This is a genomic window from Alicyclobacillus vulcanalis (genome assembly GCF_900156755.1).
Lineage (GTDB): Bacteria > Bacillota > Bacilli > Alicyclobacillales > Alicyclobacillaceae > Alicyclobacillus > Alicyclobacillus vulcanalis.
Genome location: NZ_FTOO01000001.1, coordinates 184,199 through 206,766 on the forward strand (window position 1 = coordinate 184,199; position 22,568 = coordinate 206,766).

The 22,568-nt window shown below is 62.4% G+C and carries 19 protein-coding genes; 13 read left to right on the forward strand and 6 right to left on the reverse strand.

What is annotated here, in order from left to right; translation table 11 throughout:
* The first annotated feature begins 36 nt into the window (after positions 1 to 36).
* From BW934_RS00925 to BW934_RS00935, 3 genes are all read left to right on the forward strand, one after another.
* A complete protein-coding gene (locus BW934_RS00925; protein WP_234969441.1) occupies positions 37 to 1,074 on the forward strand; it encodes a putative nucleotidyltransferase substrate binding domain-containing protein in 1,038 nt (345 codons plus the stop codon).
* A complete protein-coding gene (locus BW934_RS00930; RefSeq protein ID WP_076344143.1) occupies positions 1,071 to 1,727 on the forward strand; it encodes an exonuclease domain-containing protein in 657 nt (218 codons plus the stop codon). The genes BW934_RS00925 and BW934_RS00930 overlap by 4 nt, the downstream gene beginning before the upstream one ends.
* A gap of 74 nt (positions 1,728 to 1,801) precedes the next feature.
* Positions 1,802 to 2,281 (forward strand): flavin reductase family protein, encoded by a 480-nt coding sequence (locus BW934_RS00935; protein WP_084182385.1) that lies wholly within the window; start codon positions 1,802 to 1,804, stop codon positions 2,279 to 2,281.
* Between the two features lie 24 nt (positions 2,282 to 2,305).
* Here BW934_RS00935 and BW934_RS00940 read toward each other — a convergent pair whose 3' ends face one another.
* Entirely contained in the window at positions 2,306 to 3,283 is a 978-nt protein-coding gene (locus BW934_RS00940; protein WP_076344147.1) for a LacI family DNA-binding transcriptional regulator, read from the reverse strand.
* A gap of 310 nt (positions 3,284 to 3,593) precedes the next feature.
* Between BW934_RS00940 and BW934_RS00945 the strand changes: the two genes are divergently transcribed.
* From BW934_RS00945 to BW934_RS00970, 6 genes are all read left to right on the forward strand, one after another.
* Positions 3,594 to 4,922: a Gfo/Idh/MocA family protein gene (locus BW934_RS00945; protein ID WP_076344149.1), complete on the forward strand. Its 1,329-nt coding sequence runs from the start codon at positions 3,594 to 3,596 to the stop codon at positions 4,920 to 4,922.
* Positions 4,923 to 4,939: 17 nt separating this feature from the next.
* Positions 4,940 to 5,821 carry an alpha/beta hydrolase family protein gene (locus tag BW934_RS00950; RefSeq protein ID WP_076344151.1) on the forward strand — a complete coding sequence of 294 codons (882 nt, stop codon included), beginning with the start codon at positions 4,940 to 4,942 and terminating at the stop codon, positions 5,819 to 5,821.
* Positions 5,822 to 5,839: 18 nt separating this feature from the next.
* A complete protein-coding gene (locus BW934_RS00955; RefSeq protein ID WP_076344153.1) occupies positions 5,840 to 7,162 on the forward strand; it encodes an ABC transporter substrate-binding protein in 1,323 nt (440 codons plus the stop codon).
* 63 nt (positions 7,163 to 7,225) lie between these two features.
* On the forward strand, positions 7,226 to 8,158 hold the full coding sequence (locus tag BW934_RS00960) for a carbohydrate ABC transporter permease (protein ID WP_084182387.1): 933 nt from the start codon (positions 7,226 to 7,228) through the stop codon (positions 8,156 to 8,158).
* Positions 8,159 to 8,176: 18 nt separating this feature from the next.
* The gene (locus BW934_RS00965; RefSeq protein WP_076344155.1) at positions 8,177 to 9,022 is read left to right on the forward strand and encodes a carbohydrate ABC transporter permease; all 846 of its coding nucleotides are present in this window, start codon (positions 8,177 to 8,179) and stop codon (positions 9,020 to 9,022) included.
* A 21-nt stretch (positions 9,023 to 9,043) separates the two neighbouring features.
* Positions 9,044 to 10,570, forward strand: a complete 1,527-nt coding sequence (locus tag BW934_RS00970) for a glycoside hydrolase family 28 protein (protein WP_076344157.1) — start codon at positions 9,044 to 9,046, stop codon at positions 10,568 to 10,570.
* A 122-nt stretch (positions 10,571 to 10,692) separates the two neighbouring features.
* Here BW934_RS00970 and BW934_RS00975 read toward each other — a convergent pair whose 3' ends face one another.
* Together BW934_RS00975 and BW934_RS00980 are read right to left on the reverse strand one after the other, a co-directional pair.
* A complete protein-coding gene (locus BW934_RS00975) occupies positions 10,693 to 11,775 on the reverse strand; it encodes a multicopper oxidase family protein (protein ID WP_076344159.1) in 1,083 nt (360 codons plus the stop codon).
* Positions 11,776 to 11,786: 11 nt separating this feature from the next.
* Positions 11,787 to 12,863 (reverse strand): multicopper oxidase family protein, encoded by a 1,077-nt coding sequence (locus BW934_RS00980; RefSeq protein WP_084182389.1) that lies wholly within the window; start codon positions 12,861 to 12,863, stop codon positions 11,787 to 11,789.
* A 111-nt stretch (positions 12,864 to 12,974) separates the two neighbouring features.
* Here BW934_RS00980 and BW934_RS00985 point away from each other — a divergent pair, with 111 nt between their 5' ends.
* On the forward strand, positions 12,975 to 13,193 hold the full coding sequence (locus BW934_RS00985) for a hypothetical protein (RefSeq protein WP_084182391.1): 219 nt from the start codon (positions 12,975 to 12,977) through the stop codon (positions 13,191 to 13,193).
* Between the two features lie 51 nt (positions 13,194 to 13,244).
* Here the strand turns inward: BW934_RS00985 and BW934_RS00990 are convergent, their stop codons facing one another.
* Positions 13,245 to 14,948, reverse strand: coding sequence for a M3 family oligoendopeptidase (locus BW934_RS00990; RefSeq protein ID WP_076344163.1), 1,704 nt, complete (start codon positions 14,946 to 14,948; stop codon positions 13,245 to 13,247).
* 130 nt (positions 14,949 to 15,078) lie between these two features.
* On the opposite strand from BW934_RS00990, the gene BW934_RS00995 reads away from it, so the two are divergent.
* Positions 15,079 to 17,019 (forward strand): AMP-binding protein, encoded by a 1,941-nt coding sequence (locus BW934_RS00995; RefSeq protein WP_076344165.1) that lies wholly within the window; start codon positions 15,079 to 15,081, stop codon positions 17,017 to 17,019.
* 14 nt (positions 17,020 to 17,033) lie between these two features.
* Here BW934_RS00995 and BW934_RS01000 read toward each other — a convergent pair whose 3' ends face one another.
* Both BW934_RS01000 and BW934_RS01005 read right to left on the reverse strand, forming a co-directional pair.
* Positions 17,034 to 18,224 (reverse strand): acyltransferase, encoded by a 1,191-nt coding sequence (locus BW934_RS01000; protein WP_076344666.1) that lies wholly within the window; start codon positions 18,222 to 18,224, stop codon positions 17,034 to 17,036.
* Between the two features lie 155 nt (positions 18,225 to 18,379).
* On the reverse strand, positions 18,380 to 19,315 hold the full coding sequence (locus BW934_RS01005; RefSeq protein WP_234969443.1) for a G1 family glutamic endopeptidase: 936 nt from the start codon (positions 19,313 to 19,315) through the stop codon (positions 18,380 to 18,382).
* Positions 19,316 to 19,790: 475 nt separating this feature from the next.
* On the opposite strand from BW934_RS01005, the gene BW934_RS01010 reads away from it, so the two are divergent.
* Entirely contained in the window at positions 19,791 to 20,330 is a 540-nt protein-coding gene (locus BW934_RS01010) for a small multi-drug export protein (RefSeq protein ID WP_076344167.1), read from the forward strand.
* A 309-nt stretch (positions 20,331 to 20,639) separates the two neighbouring features.
* A complete protein-coding gene (gene dxs / locus BW934_RS01015; RefSeq protein WP_076344169.1) occupies positions 20,640 to 22,535 on the forward strand; it encodes a 1-deoxy-D-xylulose-5-phosphate synthase in 1,896 nt (631 codons plus the stop codon).
* Positions 22,536 to 22,568: the final 33 nt, after the last annotated feature.

The window sequence follows — 22,568 nt, forward strand, 5'->3', positions numbered from 1 at the left end:
CACATTCCTTTAGGTGGGTCACGAGTGGAAAGGAGGATGGCCGTGGACGTGCCGGCGTGTGTGACGGAGGCGGGCGAGATTCGGGAGCGCGGGCGCCAGCTGCAGCGCGCTTGGTGCGAGTCGCTGCTCGCGGATGAGAGTCCGCCGAGCGATTCCGCCTGGTTTCAGCGCTGGTTCACCGCGTTTCAAACCCAGCGCAGGGCGCTTGTCGTGGCGGGCTGGACCGAGGTGGTCTCCCCCGACCTTCGGCGACGAGCCCGGCTGATTGCGCTCGGATCCCTCGCCAGGGCGGAGGACTTGCCCCAGAGCGATCTCGACTTCGCGCTCGTCACGGAGGCTCACGTTCCTTTGGCCGACGCGGCGCCGGAGATCGAGCGATTCGTCCGCTTTATGGGGCCGATGGGCTTTTCGCCTTGCATGGGCCACGTGATGGGATCCAATCCCCGCTGGTTTGGCTCGTCGGGCGCGTGGTTGGAGCGAATTCGGTCGTACGCCGCCTTTCCCGACTGGGCCCATGCGCGCTACCTCTACATGACGGTGGACGCTTTGCCTCTCGAAGACGCGCCGGAGTGGGCGCCCGTTGCGGCGGCGGTGCGCGAGATTCTGGCCGGATCGCCCTTTTTGAAGTGGCAGATGGCGCACCTTGGCATTCGCGGCACCGTGGGCGTGCGCGCGCTGGGCGGGGTTCGTTGGCAAGCGCGCGGCAGGGAGCGCGTGTTTGCGGTGAAGGAGCGGTTTCTCGCGCCGCTCATTCACGCCCTGCGCTTGCTCAGCCTGCACCACGGTGTGGAAGAACTCGAGTCGGTGAAGCGCGCATCGGCACTCGCGCGGATGGGAGCGCTCGGGCATCTCGACGAGGACCGCCTGCTGCGCGCGCTCTGGTTTGGCCTGAGGCTTCGAGCGCGCCGCCACGCCGAATGTTGGCTCAAGGGCCAGCGCGAGGACGTGGACCTGGTTTTTCGCTCCGCGCTCTCTCCCGCGTGGCAGGAGGCGCTTGAGGAACACCTGCGCACCGTGCACGCGCTCGAGCGCCTGGTGTGCCACGCGTTTTCGAGGCCGAGGGGATCGCGATGAGGCGGTTTTTCTCCCTTCGCAGAGAGGCGGACGTCGGCCCTGCGGATGCGCCGGTGTGGGAGCGTCCCCTCGACGAGGCGCCGTACTTCGTCGTGGATCTTGAGACTTCTGGCTTCTCTCCCGCGCGCGACATCATCCTGTCCCTGGCGTGTGCGACCTTCTCGGGGGCGGGCGCTGAACCGGACGACACCTATTACGCCGTGGTGCGCCAGGACGACGTCTCCCAGGTGCCTGCCCAGGTCTGGGCGTTGACCGGCCTCTCGCCTCGCGACGTGCGCGAAGGCGCGCCCCTTGAAGCCGTCTTGCGGCGATGCCTCGAACTCGGAGCCGGCCGCGTCTGGATTGCGCACCACGTCCGGCACGATCTCGGCTTTCTCCAGCGCGCCGCGGACGCGATGTGGCGGCTTCGGCTCCGGCCGCTCTCCATCGATACGGCGGTCGTCGGTCAGGTTCTGGCGCGCGCCCCGCGCCCCCTGTCGCTGGATGAGGCGTGCGCGTGGCTCGGGATCCCGGTCGCCGGGCGACACCAGGCCGACGCCGACGTGCGCCTGACGTCGGCGGTTTGGCGGGCGGAGATGGCGTTGTGCAGGCGGCTCGGATTGCAGACGGTCAAGGACGTGATCGACTGGGTGAGTGCTCGCGCCATGGGGTGATACGCTCGCCTTTGCGAGGTATACTCGAGACGGAAATGCCTTTTACGCAGAGGTTCGCTTCAGGAGGTGCGATGATGGACGAGCAAGCGAAGAAGACGGCGCTGAGGCACATCACGTACGGGCTGTACGTCATTGGCACGAAAATCGGGGAGGACGACGTCAACGCGTTCACGGGCAACTGGGTGACGCAGGCGTCCTTTCAGCCTCCGCTGGTCGCCATTGGCGTCAAGAAAGGGACGACGTCGTGCGACGGCATTTTGCAAAGCCGCGTGTTCTCTGTGAACGTGCTGGAGAGCGGGCAGAAGGACCTCGCGTTCAAGTTCTTCAAGCCCATTAAGCGCGTCGGGAACAAGTTCGAGGACGTTGAATTCTACACGTCCACGACGGGCAGCCCCATCCTGCGCGACGCCCTGTCCTGGTTCGAGTGCCGAGTGACCGACGTGGTCGACCGGGGCGATCACGTCCTCGTCGTCGGCGAGGTCGTGGACGCGGGCGTGCACCGCGAAGGTAAACCACTCACGCTCGCCGAGACGGGGCTGTTCTACGGGGGCTGAGCGATCGAACGCTTGACGAGGCGCTCAGAGGTCCCGGCTCGGGGCCTGTTCCACCGACGCGCGCGGGATCAGAATGGGTTGAATCACGTGCGCGTCTGGCCCCGGCCGTCCGTTGATCATGTCGACGACCCGGTGGGCCGCGAAGTCGGCCACCTCTTCGAGCGACGGTCCGACGGTGGTAATGGGCACCTCCGCAAACTGCATATCCGGCAGGTTGTCGTACCCAATGAGGCTCACGTCTTGGGGCACGCGGTATCCGAGCTCGAGCAGTGCGCGCAGCGCCCCCTTCGTGATGAGGTTGTTGAGCCCGATGAACGCCGTCGGCATGGGCAGATCAGGCCTTGCGTACCGTATCGCCCGGTATCCGCCTTCAAACGTCGGCTCCGCCGGATACAGCCAGTCCGCGGACGGCGACAAGCCGGCTTGCTCCACCGCTTCGAGAAACGCCCTCACCTTGATCTCCTGGGAACTCCCGATGAAGCCAATCCGCCGGTGTCCAAACGAACGCAGATATCGCACAGCCTCCGCAATGCCGGCGCGCCGGTCAAAGCGCACGTGAGGCAGCGGGACGGGCTCGTCCGTTCCAATGACGAGCGTCTTCGCCTGCCAACGCCCGAGCTCCTCCAAAAGGTGCGGGTGGCGGGAGACCAAATCCGCCCAGATGATGAGGCCGTCGGCGCGCATCTGGTTCAACAGGTCGATCTCGTCCGGCGAAATGGCGATGACCATGCGATAGTCGAGCGCCGCGAGCGCCCGATGAAGCTGGATGGTCAGGTTGGCGAAGATGGGGTTGCCGAGATTGACCAAGCCGAAGCCGATGAGCCGCGTCCGCCCAGACACGAGGTGGCGAGCGAGGAGGTTTCGCTGATACCCCATGCTGCGCGCGATTTCGAGAATGCGGCGTTTGGTCTCTTCTTTGACAAGCGGGCTGTCGTTGAGCGCTTTTGACACCGTGCTGTAGCTGACCCCTGCGCGCTCCGCAATATCCTTAATGCTCACCATGGTGAGTCTCCCTCTGCATGCCAGCGATGCGCGTTGCAGCGGCTGCAGGCCGCAACGCCTTGGCTCGTATGTGATTTCCTCGACATTTTAACACAAATAACAACGTTATTAAAGAATTGCGCGCCCGCTCTCGGCCTATCTGCGCACATCTGCGCAGATTTAGACCATGTCTCCGGCGATCATGTCCGAAAAGGTCAAGAATAAATGAAAACGTGGTTATTGATATCGGGCGCCTCCTGTGCTAACTTTAAGCCACAACGAACCAGGCGTAATTAACAACGTGGTTAATCGCGAGGGGTGACGGATCGCCATGATCAATTACTGTATCGTCGGGCTCGGATCGCGCGGAATTTCGATGTTCGGGCGCGATCTCGTCACGCACTACCGGGACGTCGCGCGCATCACCGGGCTTTGCGACCGCAACGAAGGGCGCATCCGGCATGCGCAGGAAGTGCTGGGCAAGGACATCCCCGGCTTCACGGACTTTGATGAAATGCTCGACACGGTGCCGTGCGACTGCGTCATCGTGACGACCATGGATGCGACGCACGATCACTTCATTGTGAAAGCGCTTGAACGAGGCAAGGACGTGATCACCGAAAAGCCGATGACCATCGACGCCGAGCGGTGCCGCCGGATCCTCGACGCCGAGCGCAGGAGCGGCAAGACCGTGCGCGTCACGTTCAACTACCGCTACGCGCCATATAAGACCGAGGTCAAGCGGTTGCTGCAGGAAGGCATCGTAGGCGATGTGCATTCTGTGGAATTCCGCTGGTACCTCGATACCGTCCATGGGGCGGACTACTTCAGGCGCTGGCACGCGGAGAAAAAGAACTCCGGCGGCCTGTTTGTCCACAAGGCCACCCATCACTTCGATCTCATCAACTGGTGGCTCGGCCTCGAGCCGCAGGAGGTCGTGGCCATGGGCTCGCGCCACTACTACGTGCCTGATCGGATGCCCGGGCATGGCGAGCGGTGCTCGACGTGTCAAGTGACGGACCGTTGCCCCTTTTATCTCGATCTCGGCCGCGATCAGACGCTGAACGCGCTCTACAAGCAGGCGGAAGTCTACGATGGGTACCACCGCGACCAATGCGTGTTCTCGGAGCGCATTGACATCGAGGACACCATGGGCGCTCTCATCCGTTACCCCAACGGCGTCCAGGCGACCTACATGCTCACAGCGGCGACCCCCTTCGAGGGCTGGCAGGTGGCGTTCAACGGCAGCCTGGGCCGGCTCGAGGCCTTCGAGCCCGAATACTTCATCGTGGAGGAGGACGCGACGGACTTCGCGCGCCGCAGTTCCAAGGACGTGCGCCGCACGGTCGACTGGCGCTTTGGCGATCCGGCGTCCGCAGAAGAGGTCCGCGAGCTCGAAATTCGCTTCTATCCGCTGTTCGGCGGCGTGCAGGTGTTCCGCGTGCCGCATGTGCGCGAGGGCCACGGCGGAGGCGATCGTCGCCTGAAAGATCACCTGTTCCGCGGCGTGGAAAGCGATCCGTACGGACACGTGGCCGGATCGCGCGCGGGCGCCATGTCCATCCTCATCGGCGTGGCTGCGAATCTGTCGATGGCCACTGGACAGTTCGTCCGCATCGCCGATTTGCTCGGCGAAAACGCGCCGGTTGGCGCTCGGTGACGGAGGGGGCGGGGGACGTGGTTGAGACGGGGAACGCGCTGGATCGATCTCGCGAGCTCGCCCGATGCCTGGGTCTGGAGGATGCTCCGCGCTCCAGGTCACTCGACCAGCTGGTGGCTTCCCGCGAGGTGCACGTGCTCCTGCCGACCGGCGGCGTTCCGGCAGGTGGCTACCCCACCGTCGTCCTGATTCACGGGCACTCGCCGCTCGGATCCGACTACTTCCGCGCAGCCAACGATGTGCACGTCAAGGGCCAACCCTTGGCGGAATTGCTTCGGGACGCCGGCTTTGCGGTGATCCTCCCCACGATGCGGGGGTTTGGCGCGACCATGCATCCGGCCGATCGCGCCATGGGCCTTGAGCACAGCTGCGAGCGATATGCGCGGCAACGCCTTCTCGTGGGCCGAACGCTCCTTGGCGACCGCGTGCGCGACTTGATCGAGCTGGTGGACGCGCTTGCGCAGGACGGGCGTTTTCGCATGGGCGATCTCGCCGTCGCGGGCTTTTCCGGCGGCGGCACGGCGGCCATGTTCCACGCGGCGTGCGATCCCCGTGTTCAGCACGTCGTCCTCGTGTCCTCGCTCTGCACCGTGCGCCACTCGCTGCTCGCCACGCGGCACTGCCTGTGCAACTACGTGTTTGGTCTTTCGAATTTCGGCGATTGGGGGGATGTGGCTGCTCTCGTGGCGCCGCGGCGCCTGACGGTGGTCCACGGCCTGCGCGACACCGTCTTTCCGTTCGAGCGCGCGCAGCTGGCCTTTGCCGCCGCCTCGTCCGCCTATGCGGCCCTGGGAGCAAAGGAGTTCGCTCAGTTGCTCGTACAACCTGGGGGTCATGAACCGTATCCAGATGTGTTGTGGCAGTGGATAGGCGCTGGAACGAACGGCGCGACAAGATGAATTGAAGGAGGAAGCCGGATGCGTAAGAAATGGACGTTAGCGGCGAGCGCCGCGGCCGCGTTGGTTCTGGCCGGATGCGGTACGGCGGCGAATCCGGGGAACCAAGCCACCAACACCTCTTCCCAAGGGGCGGGGAACGCCGATTCCAAGCCCGTGGTGACGCTCACCTTTGGTTTTTGGGGCGACGCGAAGGAAGAAGCCGTGACGTTCGCTGCCGTGAAAGCGTTTGAGAAGGCGTATCCGAATATCCACATTCAGACGGAGTTCGGCGGGCCGTTTAATCAGTACTTCACGAAGCTGTCCACTGAGGTCGCTGGCGGAAACGCGCCGGACATCATGCAGATGGATTACGAGTACATCGACGCGTACGCCAAGGAGGGCCAGCTGCTGAACCTCAAGGGCGCGAAGGAGATTCAACTGTCCACCATCAGCCCGAGCGTCCTGAAGAGCGGCTACATCGACGGCGCCCTGTACGGCATTCCAAACGCCTTGAATAACTACGCGGTGATCTATGACCAGGCGGCCTTTGCGAAAGCGGGCTATCACGGCCAACGCGTGTCTTGGCAGCAGTGGGCGGACATTCTTCAGAAGGTTCATAAGCTCACCGGCAAATGGGCGGAGAACGACGACGAAAGCTGGCAGACGTTTGGCTACTGGGCGCGTCAACACGGCCAGCACCTCTACGACGCGACGGGCACGAAGCTCGGCTTTACGCAGAGCACGCTCGTCTCCTATCTCGACTACTGGGCCAACCTGCGCAAGGAAGGCGTCGTGCCACCGGGAACCGTGACTTCGCTCATCAAGCAAACCGCGGACCCCACAGATCCGATGGTGCAGGGCAAGTCCGACGCAGAGCTGACTTGGGTGAACTACGTGGTGAGCCTGCAGAGCGAGATGACGCGCAAGTTGGCGCTCGCCCTCCCGCCGACGCAACCGGGTGGAGACGAGGGGTTGTATATCAAACCCAGTCAGTTCTGGAGCATCTATTCAAAGACCAAATATCCGCAGCAAGCGGAGCTGTTTGTCAACTTCCTGTTGAACAACGTCCAGGCCGGTAAGGCGCTGGGCCTTGTGCGAGGCATTCCGGTGTCGTCGTCCGTCCGGAACCAATTGATGAATTCAGGGATTTCGGCACCTGAAAAGGCTGAGTTTCAACTGGTGAACGAGGCCCTCAAGGTGGCCACGCCCATCGATCCGCCGCCGCCGCAGCAGGACAAGGAAATCGATCAGGATTTTGCGAATATGGTTCAAGCCGTTCAATACGGCAAGGAGACGCCTGAGCAAGGTGCCGCGCAGTTCATGCAGGAGGCCAATGATCTCTTGCAAAACGGCGGCGAATGAGGGGCGTCTCGAAAGTCGGGGCCCGGCGCTACGCCGGGCCAGTGCGAAAAGCGGGGTGATCGCGTGGCTGTGGCAACCACCACGAAGGCCCAAGTGAAGGAGCAGCGCAACGCTGCGAAGGCTGTGCGGCCGCGCAATGAGAAGGTCGCGTATTTGTTTTTGAGCCCATGGATGTTCGGCCTGGTTGTGTTTTCTCTGGGGCCGATTCTCGTCTCGCTGTATCTCTCCTTCACGAGTTACAACCTGTTGCAGCCGCCCCGGTGGATCGGCCTTCAGAATTACGTGCACATGTTTACCCAAAGCCAGCTGTTTGCCACTTCGCTGGCCGACACGCTGGAGTACATCCTGATCTCGGTGCCCATCAAGATGATTGTGGCGCTCGCCATCGCGCTGCTCCTCAGCCTTGAGGTCAAGGGCATCGGCGTGTACAGGACGGTCTACTACGTTCCGTCGCTCATCGGGACGAGCGTCGCGGTCGCCTACCTATGGCAACAGATGTTTGGGCCCGACGGCCTCATCAACAAAGGTCTGGCGCTTGTCGGCATTCACGGGCCCAATTGGCTTGCCGAACCACGCACCGCGCTCTTCACGTTGGCCATGCTGCAGGCCTGGCAGTTTGGTTCGGCCATGATGATCTTCGTGGCGGGGTTGAAGCAGATTCCCGAGTCGCTTTATGAGGCCGCGATTGTCGATGGAGCGAGCCGGGTGTACCGATTCTTTCGCATCACCCTGCCCATGTTGTCCCCCGTGATTTTCTTCAATCTCATCATGTCGATCATCAACGGTTTCACCCAGTTCACGCAGGGCTACATCGTGACGGACGGTGGGCCGCTCAATGCGACGCTGTTCTTCGCGCTGTATCTCTACGAGGAAGCTTTCAATTTCCAAAACATGGGTTACGCGTCCGCGCTCGCGTGGTTCCTCTTAGTCCTGGTGGGTGTGTTGACGTTTTTGGTTTTCAAGTTTGGAAGCCGCTACGTGTACTACGAATCGTGAGCGAGAGGGGGAGTGAATGTGACTGGCACGCTCCGCACGCGGCGAGGCATCGTCCTGGCGCACGCCGTGCTCGTGATCATCGGATTTTTCCTGATTTACCCCGTGCTCTGGATGGTGTTCGGCTCGTTCAAACCGACCAACGAGATCTTTTCCAGCGCCTCGTTCTGGCCCAAGCATTGGACCTTGGCGAATTATCCGCAAGGGTGGAACGCCATCCCGGGCCTTCCGTTTGGCACCTTTGTCCTTCACTCGCTGTTGGTCGCCTGTCTCGTCTCCATCGGCACGGTGATGTCGTCAGCCATCGTGGCCTTCGGCTTTGCGCGCTTCACGTTCCGAGGGAAATCCATCCTGTTCGGCATCATGATGATCACCATGATGCTGCCCACGCAGGTGACGCTGATCCCTCAGTATGCGATGTTTCACTACCTAGGCTGGATCAACACGTATTACCCGCTCATCGTGCCCGCGTTTTTCGGGAGTCCGTTCTTCATTTTCCTGATCGTGCAATTTATCCGCGGCCTGCCGAAGGAGTTGGATGAGGCGGCGAAAATGGATGGCTGCAACGCCTTCACCCTGTTTGTCCGGGTGATTCTGCCGCTCATCGTGCCCGCGCTCATCACCACGGCCATTTTCAGCTTTATCTGGTGCTGGGACGACTTCTTCTCGCAGCTCATCTATCTCAACTCGGCTCAAAAATTCACGGTGCCGCTCGGCCTGGAGTCGCTCGCCAACGCGGTGGCTCAGGAGGAATGGGGGCCGCTGTTCGCCATGTCGACGGTGTCGCTCATTCCGCTTTTCCTCATCTTCCTCTTCCTGCAGAAATACGTGGTCCGCGGCATCGCCACAACAGGCCTGCGCGGATGACCGCGAAAGGAGGTGAAAGGTGTGCGCAAAAGGAAGAGGAAACTCGCGCTCGCGGGAGGCCTCGGCATGGCGGTGGCGATCACGTCCGTGGCCCTCGCCTCCGCCCGCTCGGCCCGCGCCGACAACGTGGCCGGCTTCATCGAGCGGTCCGGTCAGCTGGAGGCCGAGCTCGCCCAAACCCTGCGCGGCGCTCCGTTCGCGATGCCGATGCCCAGCCTGCCCAACATCGTGCCTCGAATCTACAGCATCACGCAGTACGGCGCGAAGCCCGGCTTGGGCCAGGTGAACACACAGGCCATTCAAGCGGCCATCGACGCAGCCAGTCAGCACGGCGGCGGTATTGTCGATATTCCACCCGGCTACTGGGTGACCGGGCCCATCGTGCTCAAGAGCCACGTCGACTTGAACGTGGAGTCCGGCGCGCAACTGCAATTCTCGGGCGATCACGACCTGTATCCGCTCGTTCCAAGTGGCGACGGATACACGGTGCAGTCGCCCTTGAGCGCGACGAACGCGGTAGATGTCGCCATCACGGGCCATGGCGTGATCGACGGCGCCGGCAACACGTGGCGCCCGGTGGAAAAGTCGAAGCTCACGGCCGACCAATGGAATGCGCTGGTCGCGTCGGGCGGCGTGGTCACGCCGGATGGAAGCACGTGGTGGCCGACAGCGCAGGGCGCGAATGCGCAGGCGTATATCAAGGCGCATCCGCACATGACGTATCAGGATGACCTGCAGGTGAAGGATTACCTCCGACCGTACATGGTGTACTTTCAGGGATGCAAAAACGTGTGGCTCGAGGGCGTGACGTTTGAAAACTCGCCGTTTGCAACCGTGAAGGTGAACACGTCGAGCGGGGTGGTGATCGACAGCGTCAACATTCGGAACCCGTGGTACGGGCAGAACACCGACGGCATCGACGTTTCGGCGGACCAGGATGTCGTCCTGTACCGGGATGTGATCGACACGGGCGATGATGGCATTGCGCTTGAGTCAAGCGGCAACGACGCAGCGGGCGTGTTCAACGAGCAGGACATCGTCGTGGCAGACTGCATCGTCCACAACGGCCACAGCGGCTTCGCCGTCGGAAGCTACACGGACGGCGGCATCCGCAACGTGTGGGTGACGGGCGACGTGTACGACGGGACGGAGGCTGGGCTTCGGTTCAAGAGCGGCGTGGGGAAGGGCGGCCTCGTCGAGGATATCGACATCGACCACATCGTGATGCGCGACATCAGCGGTGCGGCCATCACGTTTGACGATGGTTACGTGGACAACGGCGCCGACACATCGTCGCTGCAGGCGCCGGGGCCGAACTCGTACGTGCCACAGTTTGAGAACATCACGTTTTCCAACGTGTCGTGCGAGTACGCGGGCCAGTCCATCTACATGAACGGGCTCCCGAACGCGCCGATCTCCAACATCACGCTGAACGACGTGGACATCACCGCCGCGCAGGCGCCGCAGATTCAGAACACCTCGAACCTTGTGGAGCATCAGGTGCAGATCCAGTCGGGCGTGACCATGCTCGGCGAGATCCCGCACTGAGAGACAGAAGACCAGGCAAAGGCCGAGGCGCGCCTGGCGCCTCCGGCCTCTTACGGGTGCAGGGGCGAAGCGCCCCCAGCGGGGCGTCTGCGAGCCAGATTGCTCCGCATCGTTCCGTGGCCTCATCGGACGTGGATGAAGGTCACGAGCCCTCCCATCATGTCCACCTCGTCGTCTGGGTTCATCATGTGATCGAGGATGTGGCAGTGAAACATCCAATCCCCCCTGACGTTTGCCACAAATTCCACATCGGCCGTCTCACCTGGCGCGATGGCGAGCACGTTCATCGGCCGCGGCTTGGCGAGGGGGTGCCCGTCTTCCGCCAGCAGCCAAAACGTCGTCTCGTGCAGGTGCATGGCGTGGTAGCACATCCCGCTCGCGTTGACGATGCGCAGCACCACGCGGCTGCCGTACGGCACCGTCAGTTCGGGCGCGTCGGGATACGGCTTGCCGTCCAGGCCAAACGCGTTTTCGGTGGTCGATCCGTCCACCATCCACGCGTCGATCTCGAAGAGCGCGTCCACCTTCGCCTGGGGATAAAGGGATCCCCGGGCCGGATCGACGAGCAGCACCCCGTGCAGTCCTTGGTCGATCTCGCTGGCCATATCCGTGCCGCTCTCGTACAGGTGGGTGCCCACCATCTGTGGCGTCACGGTGAAGCTGTACAGGCGTTCGCCGCCCGGAGGGATGGGGGATTCGGTGACGTCTCCGATTCCCAACTGCGACGCCGGCAGATCGAGGCCCTGGATGTGCAGCGTGGTGGGCTCGTTCAGCTCGTTTCTCAGGAGGATTTGGACGCGATCGCCCACGCGCACGCGGAGGACCGGGCCAGGCACTTGGCCGTTGTAGCCGCACGCGACGACCGCTTTGCCGGGGTACAAATACCAGTTCACCTGGCTCGCGGTGAGGGTGAATCGCTTGATGTCGCCGGAGAGGATCTGTGGCTTCAGGCCTTCTTCGTCCATGACCCGGACAGCGTCAGCCTGTTGTTGGCGAATGACCTCGGGCGTGATCGACAGCGGGCCTGCGTCCGGCACGCCTTCGGGCGCGGGCAGGGCGCCCATGGTGCTCGTCGGCGCCATCGACATCGTCGACGCCGCGGACGCGTTCCCGGCGTGGAAGAACGGCGCGGCGAGGGCGGAACTGAGGGCGAGCCCCGCCGCGATGCCAAGGCCCGTCGCAAAGCCTGACATGCGTCTTCTCATGGCGCACCTCCTCACGGGACGACGTGGATGAGCGTCATCATGCCGCCGACGAGATCGGTCGGATCGTTGGGGTTGATGAGCGAGCTCGCCACGGTGTCGTAGAACGGGAAGGTCCCGGTTCGGTCGGCCGTGAATTCGACATCGACCGTTTCGCTTGGCGCGATGGACACCACGCTGACGGTCTGTGGATCGGGCTGGGGCTGCCCATCCTGCGCCGCAACCGTCAGGTCGTAGCCGTCCAGGGTCATGGCGTGGAACGTCTCAGCACAGGCGTTGACGATGCGCATGTAGACGGTCGTGCCGCGCTTCACGGTGAGCTGCGGCGTGTCCGGGTAGGCCTTGCCGTTGATGAGGAACGTGTTCTCGTTGTCCGAGCCGTTCTGCTTGCCGGCCCCGAGCACGAAGAGCACGTCCCGCACGTGGCGCATGGCAGGCGGCGTGGTCCTGGGATCGACGATGATCACGCCGTTCAAGCCGGCGTCCACCTGGTAGTCATCGTCGTAGTGGCTGTGATACCAGTGCGTGCCGACCATCTGGTTGGTCACGGTAAACCGGTAGATGAACGTGCCGCCCGGCGGAATGGCGGGCGCAGGAAAGCCGGGCACGCCGTCCATGTCGTTGGGCACCGCCAGGCCATGCCAGTGGACCGTCGTCGGCTCCGGCAGATCGTTGTGCACGACGATCTCGACGCGATCGCCCACGCGGACGCGGATGAGCGGGCCAGGCACCTGGCCGTTGTACCCCCACGCCCAGAGGTTCACGTTGCGGTAGAAGTTCCAGGCGAAACGAGAGGCGGTGAGCGTGAACTCCTTCACGCCGCCGGGCAGCACGCGGGGCTTGAGCGAGACCTCGTTCATCAGGTTGACAGCGTCTTTGCTCTCTTGTAGGATTTGGGCATTCGTCAGGTTGGGCAGCGAGGCTGTCGACGGTTGGGCGTCGGCGCTGGATGGCATGGCCATCGGCGCCGTGCTGTTGGCGGCTTGCGCGTCGGTGTGGCTCAAGGCCGCGTAGCCAAGCGCGCAGGCGATCACGGCCGAGGCGCTCCAGGCCGCGGCGCGCGCCGCCCGGCGAAGGAATGCGCGTCGCAAGGTCAGGACCTCCATCGATCGATTTCATGTTCAACAAGCATGATGCATGTCGAGCGTGAAGCGCACGTGCCGTGGATGTAAACGCTATGTAAATTTTGAGGAGGCTTGCTCATGTGGTGGTTGCGAGGATTCGGGATGTCCCACGGATTCTTTTCGCACAGCTACGGGTACGGTTATGGCGGGTACGGGCTCGGGCACATGTTCTTGAATGGGTTGTTTCACGGGCTTGGCTTCGGCATCGGCTACGGCATCGGGCGCCACATTCCTTTCACGCTCCTCCTGCTCATCGCCATCGTGGCGCTCGTCTGGTGGCTTGCGCGCAGGCGCTGAGGGCCTCGAGCCCCATCGGGCGCGAGACCCTCGCTCTCTACAGAACCACCTTCACGAGGGAAGGCGCGCCTCGAGCTCGCGGAGAGCGTCCTGCACCTTCGGCATCAGTTCCTCCAAGGTCGACGCCTCAAACGGCGAACGCAGCCCCGCCTCGTTCACCAATTCGAGAAACGATCGACTTCCGCCCAGGCTGCACAAGCGAAGGTAGGACGACCAGGCCGCTTCGCGGTTTTCTTGCATCCAGATGAAGTACTGAAGCGCGCACACCTGCGCGAGTGCGTAGTCGATGTAATAGAACGGGTAATTGTAGATGTGAAGCTGGCGCTGCCAGAAGCCGCCCTCCTCGAGGTAGGGAAAGCCCTCGTAAAACCCATCGCTCCTGCCCAGATAGATTCGCTCGAGTTCCCGCCACTTGGCCTTCCGCTCGGCCGGTGTGAGCGCCGGGTGCTCGTAGACCACGTGTTGGAACTCGTCGACCGCCGCCATGTACGCGATGGATGCCACTGAGTCGGCGAGGTGGGTGTAGAAAAACTTGTCCGCATCCTCCTGGAAAAACAAAGGCATCCAAGGCCAGGTGAAAAATTCCATGCTCATGGAGTCGATCTCGGCCGCTTCGGACGTCGGGAAGAAGTACTCGGGCAGCTTCATGTCGCGCGACTGGTACGCTTGAAACGCGTGTCCCGCCTCGTGCGTGAGCACGGTGACGTCGCCCAGCGTGCCGTTGAAGTTGGCGAAGATGAAGGGCGCCTTGAAGTTCGGGATGAACGTGCAGTATCCGCCCACGCGCTTTCCGTCGCGGCTGAGGAGGTCCATCAGCTCGTTGTCGACCATGTAGCGGAAAAACGCGTCCGTCTCCGAAGACAGCTCAGCGTACATGCGCCTCCCGTTGTCGAGGATCCACGCCGGATCGCCCTTGGGGCACGGGTTGCCATCGCGAAACTGCAGCGCCGTGTCGTAGATGCGGAGCGCATCCAGCCCGAGGCGCTCGCGCTGCTTCTCGTGCAGCTCGGCGACGAGAGGCACGATGTGTCGGCGAATCGCCTCGCGAAACTGGGCGATCTCCTTGGGACCGTAGTCGGTGCGGTTCATGCGGTCGTAGCCCATCTGCACGAAGTTGTCGTAGCCCAGTTTCTGCGCCATCGCGGTGCGCATGCGGACGAGATCGTCGTAGATGCGGTCGAACTCGTCGCCGTGTTCTGCAAAGAAGCCGAACATCGCCTGGGCGGCGTTGCGTCTCGTGTCGCGATCTGTCGACTGCGTGAAGGTCGCCATCTGACTGAGGTTGTACGTTTCGCCTGCGAACGAGATGCGCGCGCTCGCCACCAGTTGGTTGTAGTCGGTCACGCGGGCATTGACCCGTTGCATGTCCTGCACAACGGCATCGCCGAACGATCTCGTCTGCACTTCGGCGAGCCGAAACCACTGACGGCCGAGTCGCTCCTCCAAGGCGGGCCGATGGGGAGACGCGATGAGCGCCTGCCGGAGCCGCGTCTCAAGCGCTTCCACTTCGGGTGAGGCCTCGTCGAAAAACGCCTTCTCCGCCTTGTAGAACTCGTCCCTCGTGTCCACGGAGTTGCGGATGAAGGCGAGTTCGAACATGGTTTGAAAATCCATGCGCAACCGATTCACTTCCTGAATGGCGTCGAGGGCCGCGTCGGCGGTGGTCGCAGCCTCGAATTCGTCGATGAGGCGCGACACGCTGCGTTTGAGCGCATCCAGGTCCGGCCGCTGGTACTTCATTTCGGAGAATTTCATGGCGTCCTCTCCCACTCGTCAGAAATGTTCGTCCGCTCAAGAATACCATAAATGGGCGTATCCGAAAGGTGCCGAGCCGTGCTACACTGTTGCCACAACCGACCGAATCGCAATGTGATAGGAGATGACTATGAAAGCGCTCTCTTCCGATGAACGTTGGCGCAAGCCAGCGATCTATCTTTTGAATGTGACCCTGTACACGCGGTTTCGCGAGACGTTGGCGCTTTTTCCAGGCGATGTGCCCGTATTCATCAATCGAAAAGTCGAGGCGCGTTATCCGAATGAGCTTCGGCCGCGCCGCGTGCACCTGATCGACGCCGAGCGGCCCATCACGCTGAAACCGCTGATGGATGCGCTCTCCACGGGTGCAGCGCTGGTCGCCCTCGACACGGATCAGCGCGGCTTTCAGGCGGTGGCCCGTTACGCCACGGAACGGCGCATCCCCGTCATCCCGGTGTATGGCCACTCGCTCACCGTCGACGACGACCATCCGCTTCCGTTCGACGACCCGCGAATGGCCCTGAACACGCTCCAGGAATTCCTGCTTCAGAGTTACATGGGACCGCGCGACGTGGCTTCGGTCCACCTGTTCGACGAGCTGGTGCAGTCGGCTCGCTACTACGGCGAGGACCGCGTGATGGTCAAAGACCTGATGGGCCAGGCGACGTACCGGGACGTGTTGCTCCAGAGCTACGTGCTTGGCACCGCGCTCAGGCGGATGATCCGGCGCGAGCGGGTGGGCGTGATGCTGCCCAACTCCGTCGGGCACGTGGTGGTTCTCTTCGCGATGTTTTACGCAGGGCTCGTGCCGGTCATGCTGAATTACTCGAGCGGCGTTCAGACGGTCGTGGACGCGTGTGAAACGGCGGGCGTCGACGTCATCCTCACCTCGCGGGAGTTCATCGACAAGGGGCAACTTCAGGAACTGGAGCAGGCGCTCTCGGCGCGTTACACCCTTCATTACATGGAGGACGTGCGGCGCAGCCTCGGGCTTTCGGCTAAACTCGTCGGCTTATGGGCGTTCAGGAGGCGGCGTCCAGCCCACGCAGGGCCGAGGGAAATCATCCTGTTTACGTCGGGCAGCGAGTATCGGCCGCGCGGCGTCGTTCTGACGCATGGAAACATCTACGCCAACGTCCAACAGACGCGATCCGTCATCGACTTCGGCACCGAGGATCGGATGTTGAACGCCATGCCGATGTTTCACTCGTTTGGGCTCGCGGCAGGTGCGCTGTTGCCGCTCATTGCGGGCATTCAGGTCTATTTGTATCCGTCGCCGCTTCACTATAAGCGCATCCCGGAGATCTGCGGTCAAGAACAATCCACCATTCTCTTCGGCACCTCATCGTTTCTGGAAAAGTACGGCCAGCATGCGACGCCAGAGCAGTTCCGCCACCTGCGCTACGCCGTGGCCGGTGCGGAACGGCTCAAGCCCGAGGTGGAGGCGGCGTGGCTCGAAAAGTTTCGCCTGCAAATCATGCAGGGCTACGGCGCCACCGAGACGTCGCCCATCATGTCGTTGGATACGCCCATCAATCACAAGCAGGGCTCGGTTGGGCGCTTTTTGCCTGGCATTCGCCATCGCCTGGAACCTGTCGACGGCATTGAGCGTGGGGGACTCCTCCATGTCCAAGGTCCGAACGTCATGAAGGGCTACTTGGTGCACGGCGAAGGCTTCGTCGAGCAGACGGGCTGGTACAACACAGGGGATGTCGTCGAGGTGGACGATGAAGGCTTTGTCACCATCGTGGGGCGGCTCAAGCGGTTTGCGAAGATCGCGGGCGAGATGATCTCCCTCAACTTGGTCGAGCAGCTCGCGGCGCGCGCGTATGGCGATCCGGCCTTTGCCGCGGTCTCCATTCCCGATCCGGCGCGCGGAGAGCGCATCGTGCTGGCCACCACCCACAAGGGCCTGTCGCTTGCGCCGATGCGCGATCTCGTCGACCGTCTCGGGTACTCCCGCATGCACGTTCCGGGCGAGATCCGCGTGATCGACGAATTTCCGCTGCTCGGAAGCGGCAAGACGGATTACGTCACCCTGAAGGCGATGGTCGAAAAGGGGCGGGCCTGAGCCGCCCCAGCGCATCACGCGGCTTGGCGGACGGTTTCCCGCGCCCTGCGGCCGACGGTCGCCCTGCGGCCCACGGCGTACGAAACGAACGGGATTTTCATCAGCACATACGCCACGAGCATCGACGAGAAATACGTGAACAGGATGGCGAGCGGCAGCAGCGCGTAGTGCAGCCAACTCGGGATCCCCTGCGCGTCCAGGTGGTCGATGACGATTTCCATGGCGTAGAGAGGGAATGGCTGGAGTAAGTAGATGCCAAACGAGGTCTGGGACGCCACGCGGACGAAGCGCGAAAAAAGGCGCCAGCCGGGTCGCTCGCGCCGCTTCGACCACGCGAGACCTGCGTACCAAAAGGCGCAGGTCACAATCAGGCTGTAAGGCACCATGATGGGCTGGAGGACGAGCTCCGCGTCGTCCTCGCTGTCATGTAAGAACAGGCGTTCCAGCGCGTAGTGTCCCCACAGCACGAAGAGCGCGGCGCCGAGGGTGATGAATAGCGCCTTCCGATGTCGCACCATCCACTCCGCCACGCGATCATAGTGGCATGCGAGCACAGCCCCCGCCACGAACCAGAACTGATACATCAAGAGGTTGCGGTCCCGATACGTGTAGAGGTCGTAGAGCCACTTGGGCCAATGGCTGTTCAGCGTCAGGCTGTCCAAAACGTTTTGATTCAGCCACATCAAGCAGATCTCCAGGGCAAAACTCGCCACAAGGATGTGGACATGGTATCTCGCCGCTCTGCGAATGCCAGAGAGCAGGAGGGGGAACACGAGATAGAGCTGCATGGAGACGACAAGGAAGTAGAGAAAGAACATGTTGCCCGTCAAAAGGTTGTGGACGACAATGGGAAACAGGGTCGACCACGTCCACGAAAATCCTGGCGTCAAGAGCGCGACAAACGCGATGTAAGCGAGCGTCCAGACGACGTAGGGGATGGCGATGAGCTGAAATCGTTTGCGCCAAAAGGGACCGGGCCGAAAGGGATCTTGGTGCACGTACGTGGTAAACAGCACGAGGCCGGTGACAAACATGAACGTTTCGCGCGTGAAGTGCGTCGCCGTGATGAGTGCGCCAAGCACATAAAACTGCGGCGTGCCGTCGCTGTTCAGCACGTTGAAGAACGACAGCGTGTGAACCGTCAGCACGCCGAGGATGACGAACGCCCGCATCAAATCGATTTCATCCAGGTACCGTTTCCCCACGAGCACTCTGCCCCCTGTATCTATTCGAAGCGTCTCACCATCCTACCTTATCAATCTCGAATTCACTTCGAAAGACGGGGCGACTCGGAGCGCCTCGGGTGTAACACGGGGCGAGGAGGAGCGCCGCGGTATCGCGCCTCAGACGCCGTTCAGGCTCACGGCTCCAGCCGGGGCACAGGGGGCGGCCAGACGCCGGGCGCATCGAGGAGCGACTGTTCCCGGTGGGACGAGGGCAAGACGTAAAACACTTCGAATCCTTCTGTCTCCGGATTGGGCGCCGAAGGCACGGACAAAATGAGATTGTCGTTCGCCATGTAGCCGCCCTCGGACGGGCGCAGCACCGGCGGGCGCCCATTCACGGTGCCAGGTACGAAGGTCACGGTCCCGTAATCGGCGAGCGTGGACACGCGGCCATGAATTTCAGGCGCTTCCTGAATCCACTCAGCGGACGCCCCAGGGCCGGTGTACGTCTGCGTGAGGGTGAACTGCTCGCCTTGCGTGAGGTCGTCGAGCGTGAGCGCCCAGCGCGTCCCTTTGAGCCGTTCAATCCGCGCGTACATCGCGTCCCCAGGTGCGATGTGCATCCAAGGGATGATGACTTCCGTGGGATGCACGGGGCGGATTTCCCACCAGGCGAAGTCCTGAGGCTTTCCGCCGATGTCATTTTGTTCGGTGCCAATCTGGATGAGATCGTCGTTCGAGAAACCGTCGATGCCAATCCAAGTTGAAGAGTACGCGTTTTCGGGCGAAGGGCTGACCGACGGGACGACCCAACTGCCCGAGATGTCCCAGTAGCGCCCCTGGGTGAGCGCATAACCCGACCAGTTGAGGGTGGCCCATCCGAGGTCCGCAATGGATAATGCGCCATGATCGATGTTCTCAGGCGAAGCGCCGTCGAGCGCGGACTTGATGGACGCTGCCCGCCCGTGCGCGGTCGCCCCATGCACGCCGGTGTCCGCGCAGCGGGCAGGGCTGAGGCCGAAGGCGCCGATCGCGGCGACGGCGAGGACCGTCGTTTGGGCCATGCGGCGGGGCATGGGGCCTTTTCGCCTTTGGACATCGGGTTGAAGCGCTTTCTTCGTCGTCGGCACGTGGTATCACCCGGCCATTCGCGTGAAGCAGAAGATGTGCTCGTGTGCGGGGGTCTAGCGGGCTTGATGAAGAGGAGGCCCGACACGCCACCGCTCTCAACTTACGAGGTGTCAGCTCAAAATTTCTTCAAAAAGACGCAGTGCTCGCCCGCCTACAATTCGCCCCACGTGCATCGCGCCTCCGCAAGACGTGCGCACGGCAAGTCTTGTTGTGACCGATGAGTGAGCGTCGCGCGACCTCAGGGCAATGAGAGCGAGATTGAACGGTTTAGCATGGATGCGATTCGCTTGCCGTACACATCAAATTTGGAGCGGGCTTGGACCGCATTTGTGGGGCAGGCTTGGACCGCACCGCGCGTTCCTGAGGTACAATTCTTGCAAAGACGCCTGCGTTCCTCTTTTTTGCGCGTTGCTCTCTCACACGTTCGCCAACACGCCTCTTTTGTCATGTCCTACGGGGGTAGGAGGTGATACCTTGGCGCGGTCATGGACCTCCATGGTGGCCAGGCTTCCGTTTTGGCAGCTGCTCATGTACGGCGGTGCGGCGTCGCTTTTGTTTTTTGGCGGCAGCCTGGCGCTTGGGCTCAGCCAGGGGCGCGTGTGGCCGACCCTGTCGCTCATTGGGACGTCCATCGTGCTGGAGGCGCAGCCGGCAGCCGCCGCGAGCATTCCACTCGGCTTCGACCCGCCGACGGGCGCCGGAATCTCCATCCTCGCCAATATGATCGCGGTACCTTTCATTCTCGTGGGCTTTCGACAAGCGGTGCGGCGGTTTCGCTTTTTGCGGCGGAGAATGGAAAAGGCGGAGGCGTTGTCGCGCAAATATGGTCGATACGGCGTCTGGGTGCTTGCGCCGCTTTGTCCTCTGCTCGGGGCGTATGCGTGCCTCGCGATTGGAAGCATCCTACGTTGGCATCCGCTCCGGGTGTTGCTGGCCGTCGTGGTGGGTATGGTGATCTCGGCGTTCGTCATCGCGTATGGCGGGATGGCGCTTTTGCAGTTCGTCCACCTGTAGCGGGTCGCGGCGCATACGCTCGTCCTGGCTGGCATATACAACATCGAGGGCTTCTGCGCCGGGTGTGCGCGCCGCCTCGCACAGGCAGAACACGGACGAAGCGCGGTGAATTGGTTGTTTGGTACCACGAAAAGTTCGGTTGCGCAATTGCAGGTCTGCACCTGACTTTGGTACGCTTTCATATAAGACGAGGCTTTATCCATTCATGTTGCGGAACACCGACTGAGCAAGGGGGTGTGAGCGCGCGGATTTGCCTGTGCGAAACGTCCTGAGGCGGAGGCGTCAGTTTCACACTCTGGTGTAATCGAGGTGTTGACTACGTTACTCGATTCCATTCACGACCCAAGAGATTTGAAGAAGCTCAGCGATTCGCAGTTGCAGACGTTGGCTCAGGAAATTCGCGACTTTCTCGTCACGTCCATTTCCAGGACCGGTGGGCACTTTGGCGCCAACATGGGCGTCGTGGAACTGACCATCGCGCTGCACCGGGTGTTTGATAGCCCTCGAGACAAAATCGTGTGGGATGTCGGTCACCAGGGTTATGTGCACAAAATCCTGACCGGCCGCAAGGACATGTTTCCGACGCTGCGCAAGCTCGGCGGGCTCGCCGGCTTTCTCAAGCGGTCCGAGAGCGAACATGATCCGTTTGGTGCAGGGCATTCGTCGACGAGCATCTCGGCGGCACTGGGCATGGCCGTGGCGCGGGATTTGCGCAACGAGGATTATCACGTGATCGCCGTGATCGGTGACGGGGCGCTGACGGGCGGCATGGCAATGGAAGCCATGAACCACGCGGGCGACCTCGGCACCGATCTCATCGTCATTTTGAACGACAACGAGATGTCGATCTCGAACAACGTCGGTGCGGTTTCCAAGTACCTCACGCGCCTGCGGACGGATCCGAACTACGCCCGGGCCAAGCAGGACATCGATCATCTCCTGCGCCATTTGAACAATGTCGGCCAGAAGATGACCAAGGTGTTGGACCGCGCGATGGAAGCGGCGCGCCACATGATCCTGCCGATCACGCCGTTTGAAGGATTCGGCTTCAAGTACATCGGGCCGATCGATGGGCACGATCTTCGCCAGCTCCTGCCGGTCCTGGAGCGGGTCAAGGAGCTCAAAGGCCCCATCCTGCTGCACGTTCTCACGCAGAAGGGCAAGGGCTACCCGCAGGCCGAGAGCTCGGAGGACAAGTGGCACGCGTGGCCCAGCGCGGCGAAGCCGAATCAGGCGCCTTCGTACACCAGCGTGTTCGCACAGACCGTGGCGGAGATGGCGAGGAAGGACGAGCGCATCGTCGTGGTCACGCCGGCCATGTTGTCGGGAAGCGGCCTCGTCAAATTTCAAAAGGAGTTCCCCACGCGCACCTTCGACGTGGGCATCGCCGAACAACACGCGGCGACGTTCTGCGCGGGGCTGGCAGCGGCGGGCAAACGGCCCATCTTCGCCGTCTATTCGACGTTTCTGCAGCGCGCATACGATCAGACCATCCACGACATCTGCATTCAAAACCTCCCCGTGGTGCTCGCGGTGGATCGCGCCGGGATCGTGGGGCCGGACGGAGAGACGCACCAGGGCGTCTTTGACATCGCGTACCTGCGCACGGTGCCGAACATGTCCATCATGATGCCGAAGGACGAAAACGAGCTTCGGCACATGCTGTACACCGCCATGCAGCACGAGGGGCCGGTGGCGGTGCGATATCCGCGCGCGGACGGCGTGGGCGTGCCCATGGACGAACCGCTGCACGCCCTGCCCTGGGGGAAGGCCGAGATCGTCCGGGAAGGGCGCCATCTCACCATTGTCGCGCTCGGCACCATGGTGCCGGAGGCCGTGAAGGCGGCCGAGCGGCTCGCCGCGAAGCACCAGGTGGAGGCGACGGTGGTCAACCTGCGCTTCGTGAAGCCGCTCGACGAAGAGCTCCTGCTCAGCCTGGCGCGCACGGGAAGGCCCATCCTCACCGTGGAGGAGGCGTCGCTCGCCGGCGGCATGGGGTCTGCGGTCGCGGAGCTGCTCATCGATCATGGCGTCATGGTGCCCATGCGCCGCAAAGGCGTGCCGGACCACTTTGTCGAGCACGGCGGCCGCGATGAGGTCTTGCAGCGTTTGGGGCTTTGCGCCGACGGAATCGTGGAGGATGCCTTGGAACTCGTGCGTCAGGCCGGTCAGGTGCAACACGCCCTGAACCGGGTCGGCACCTGAGGCAGCTAGGTCCCGGACGGAAAGAGGGAAGCC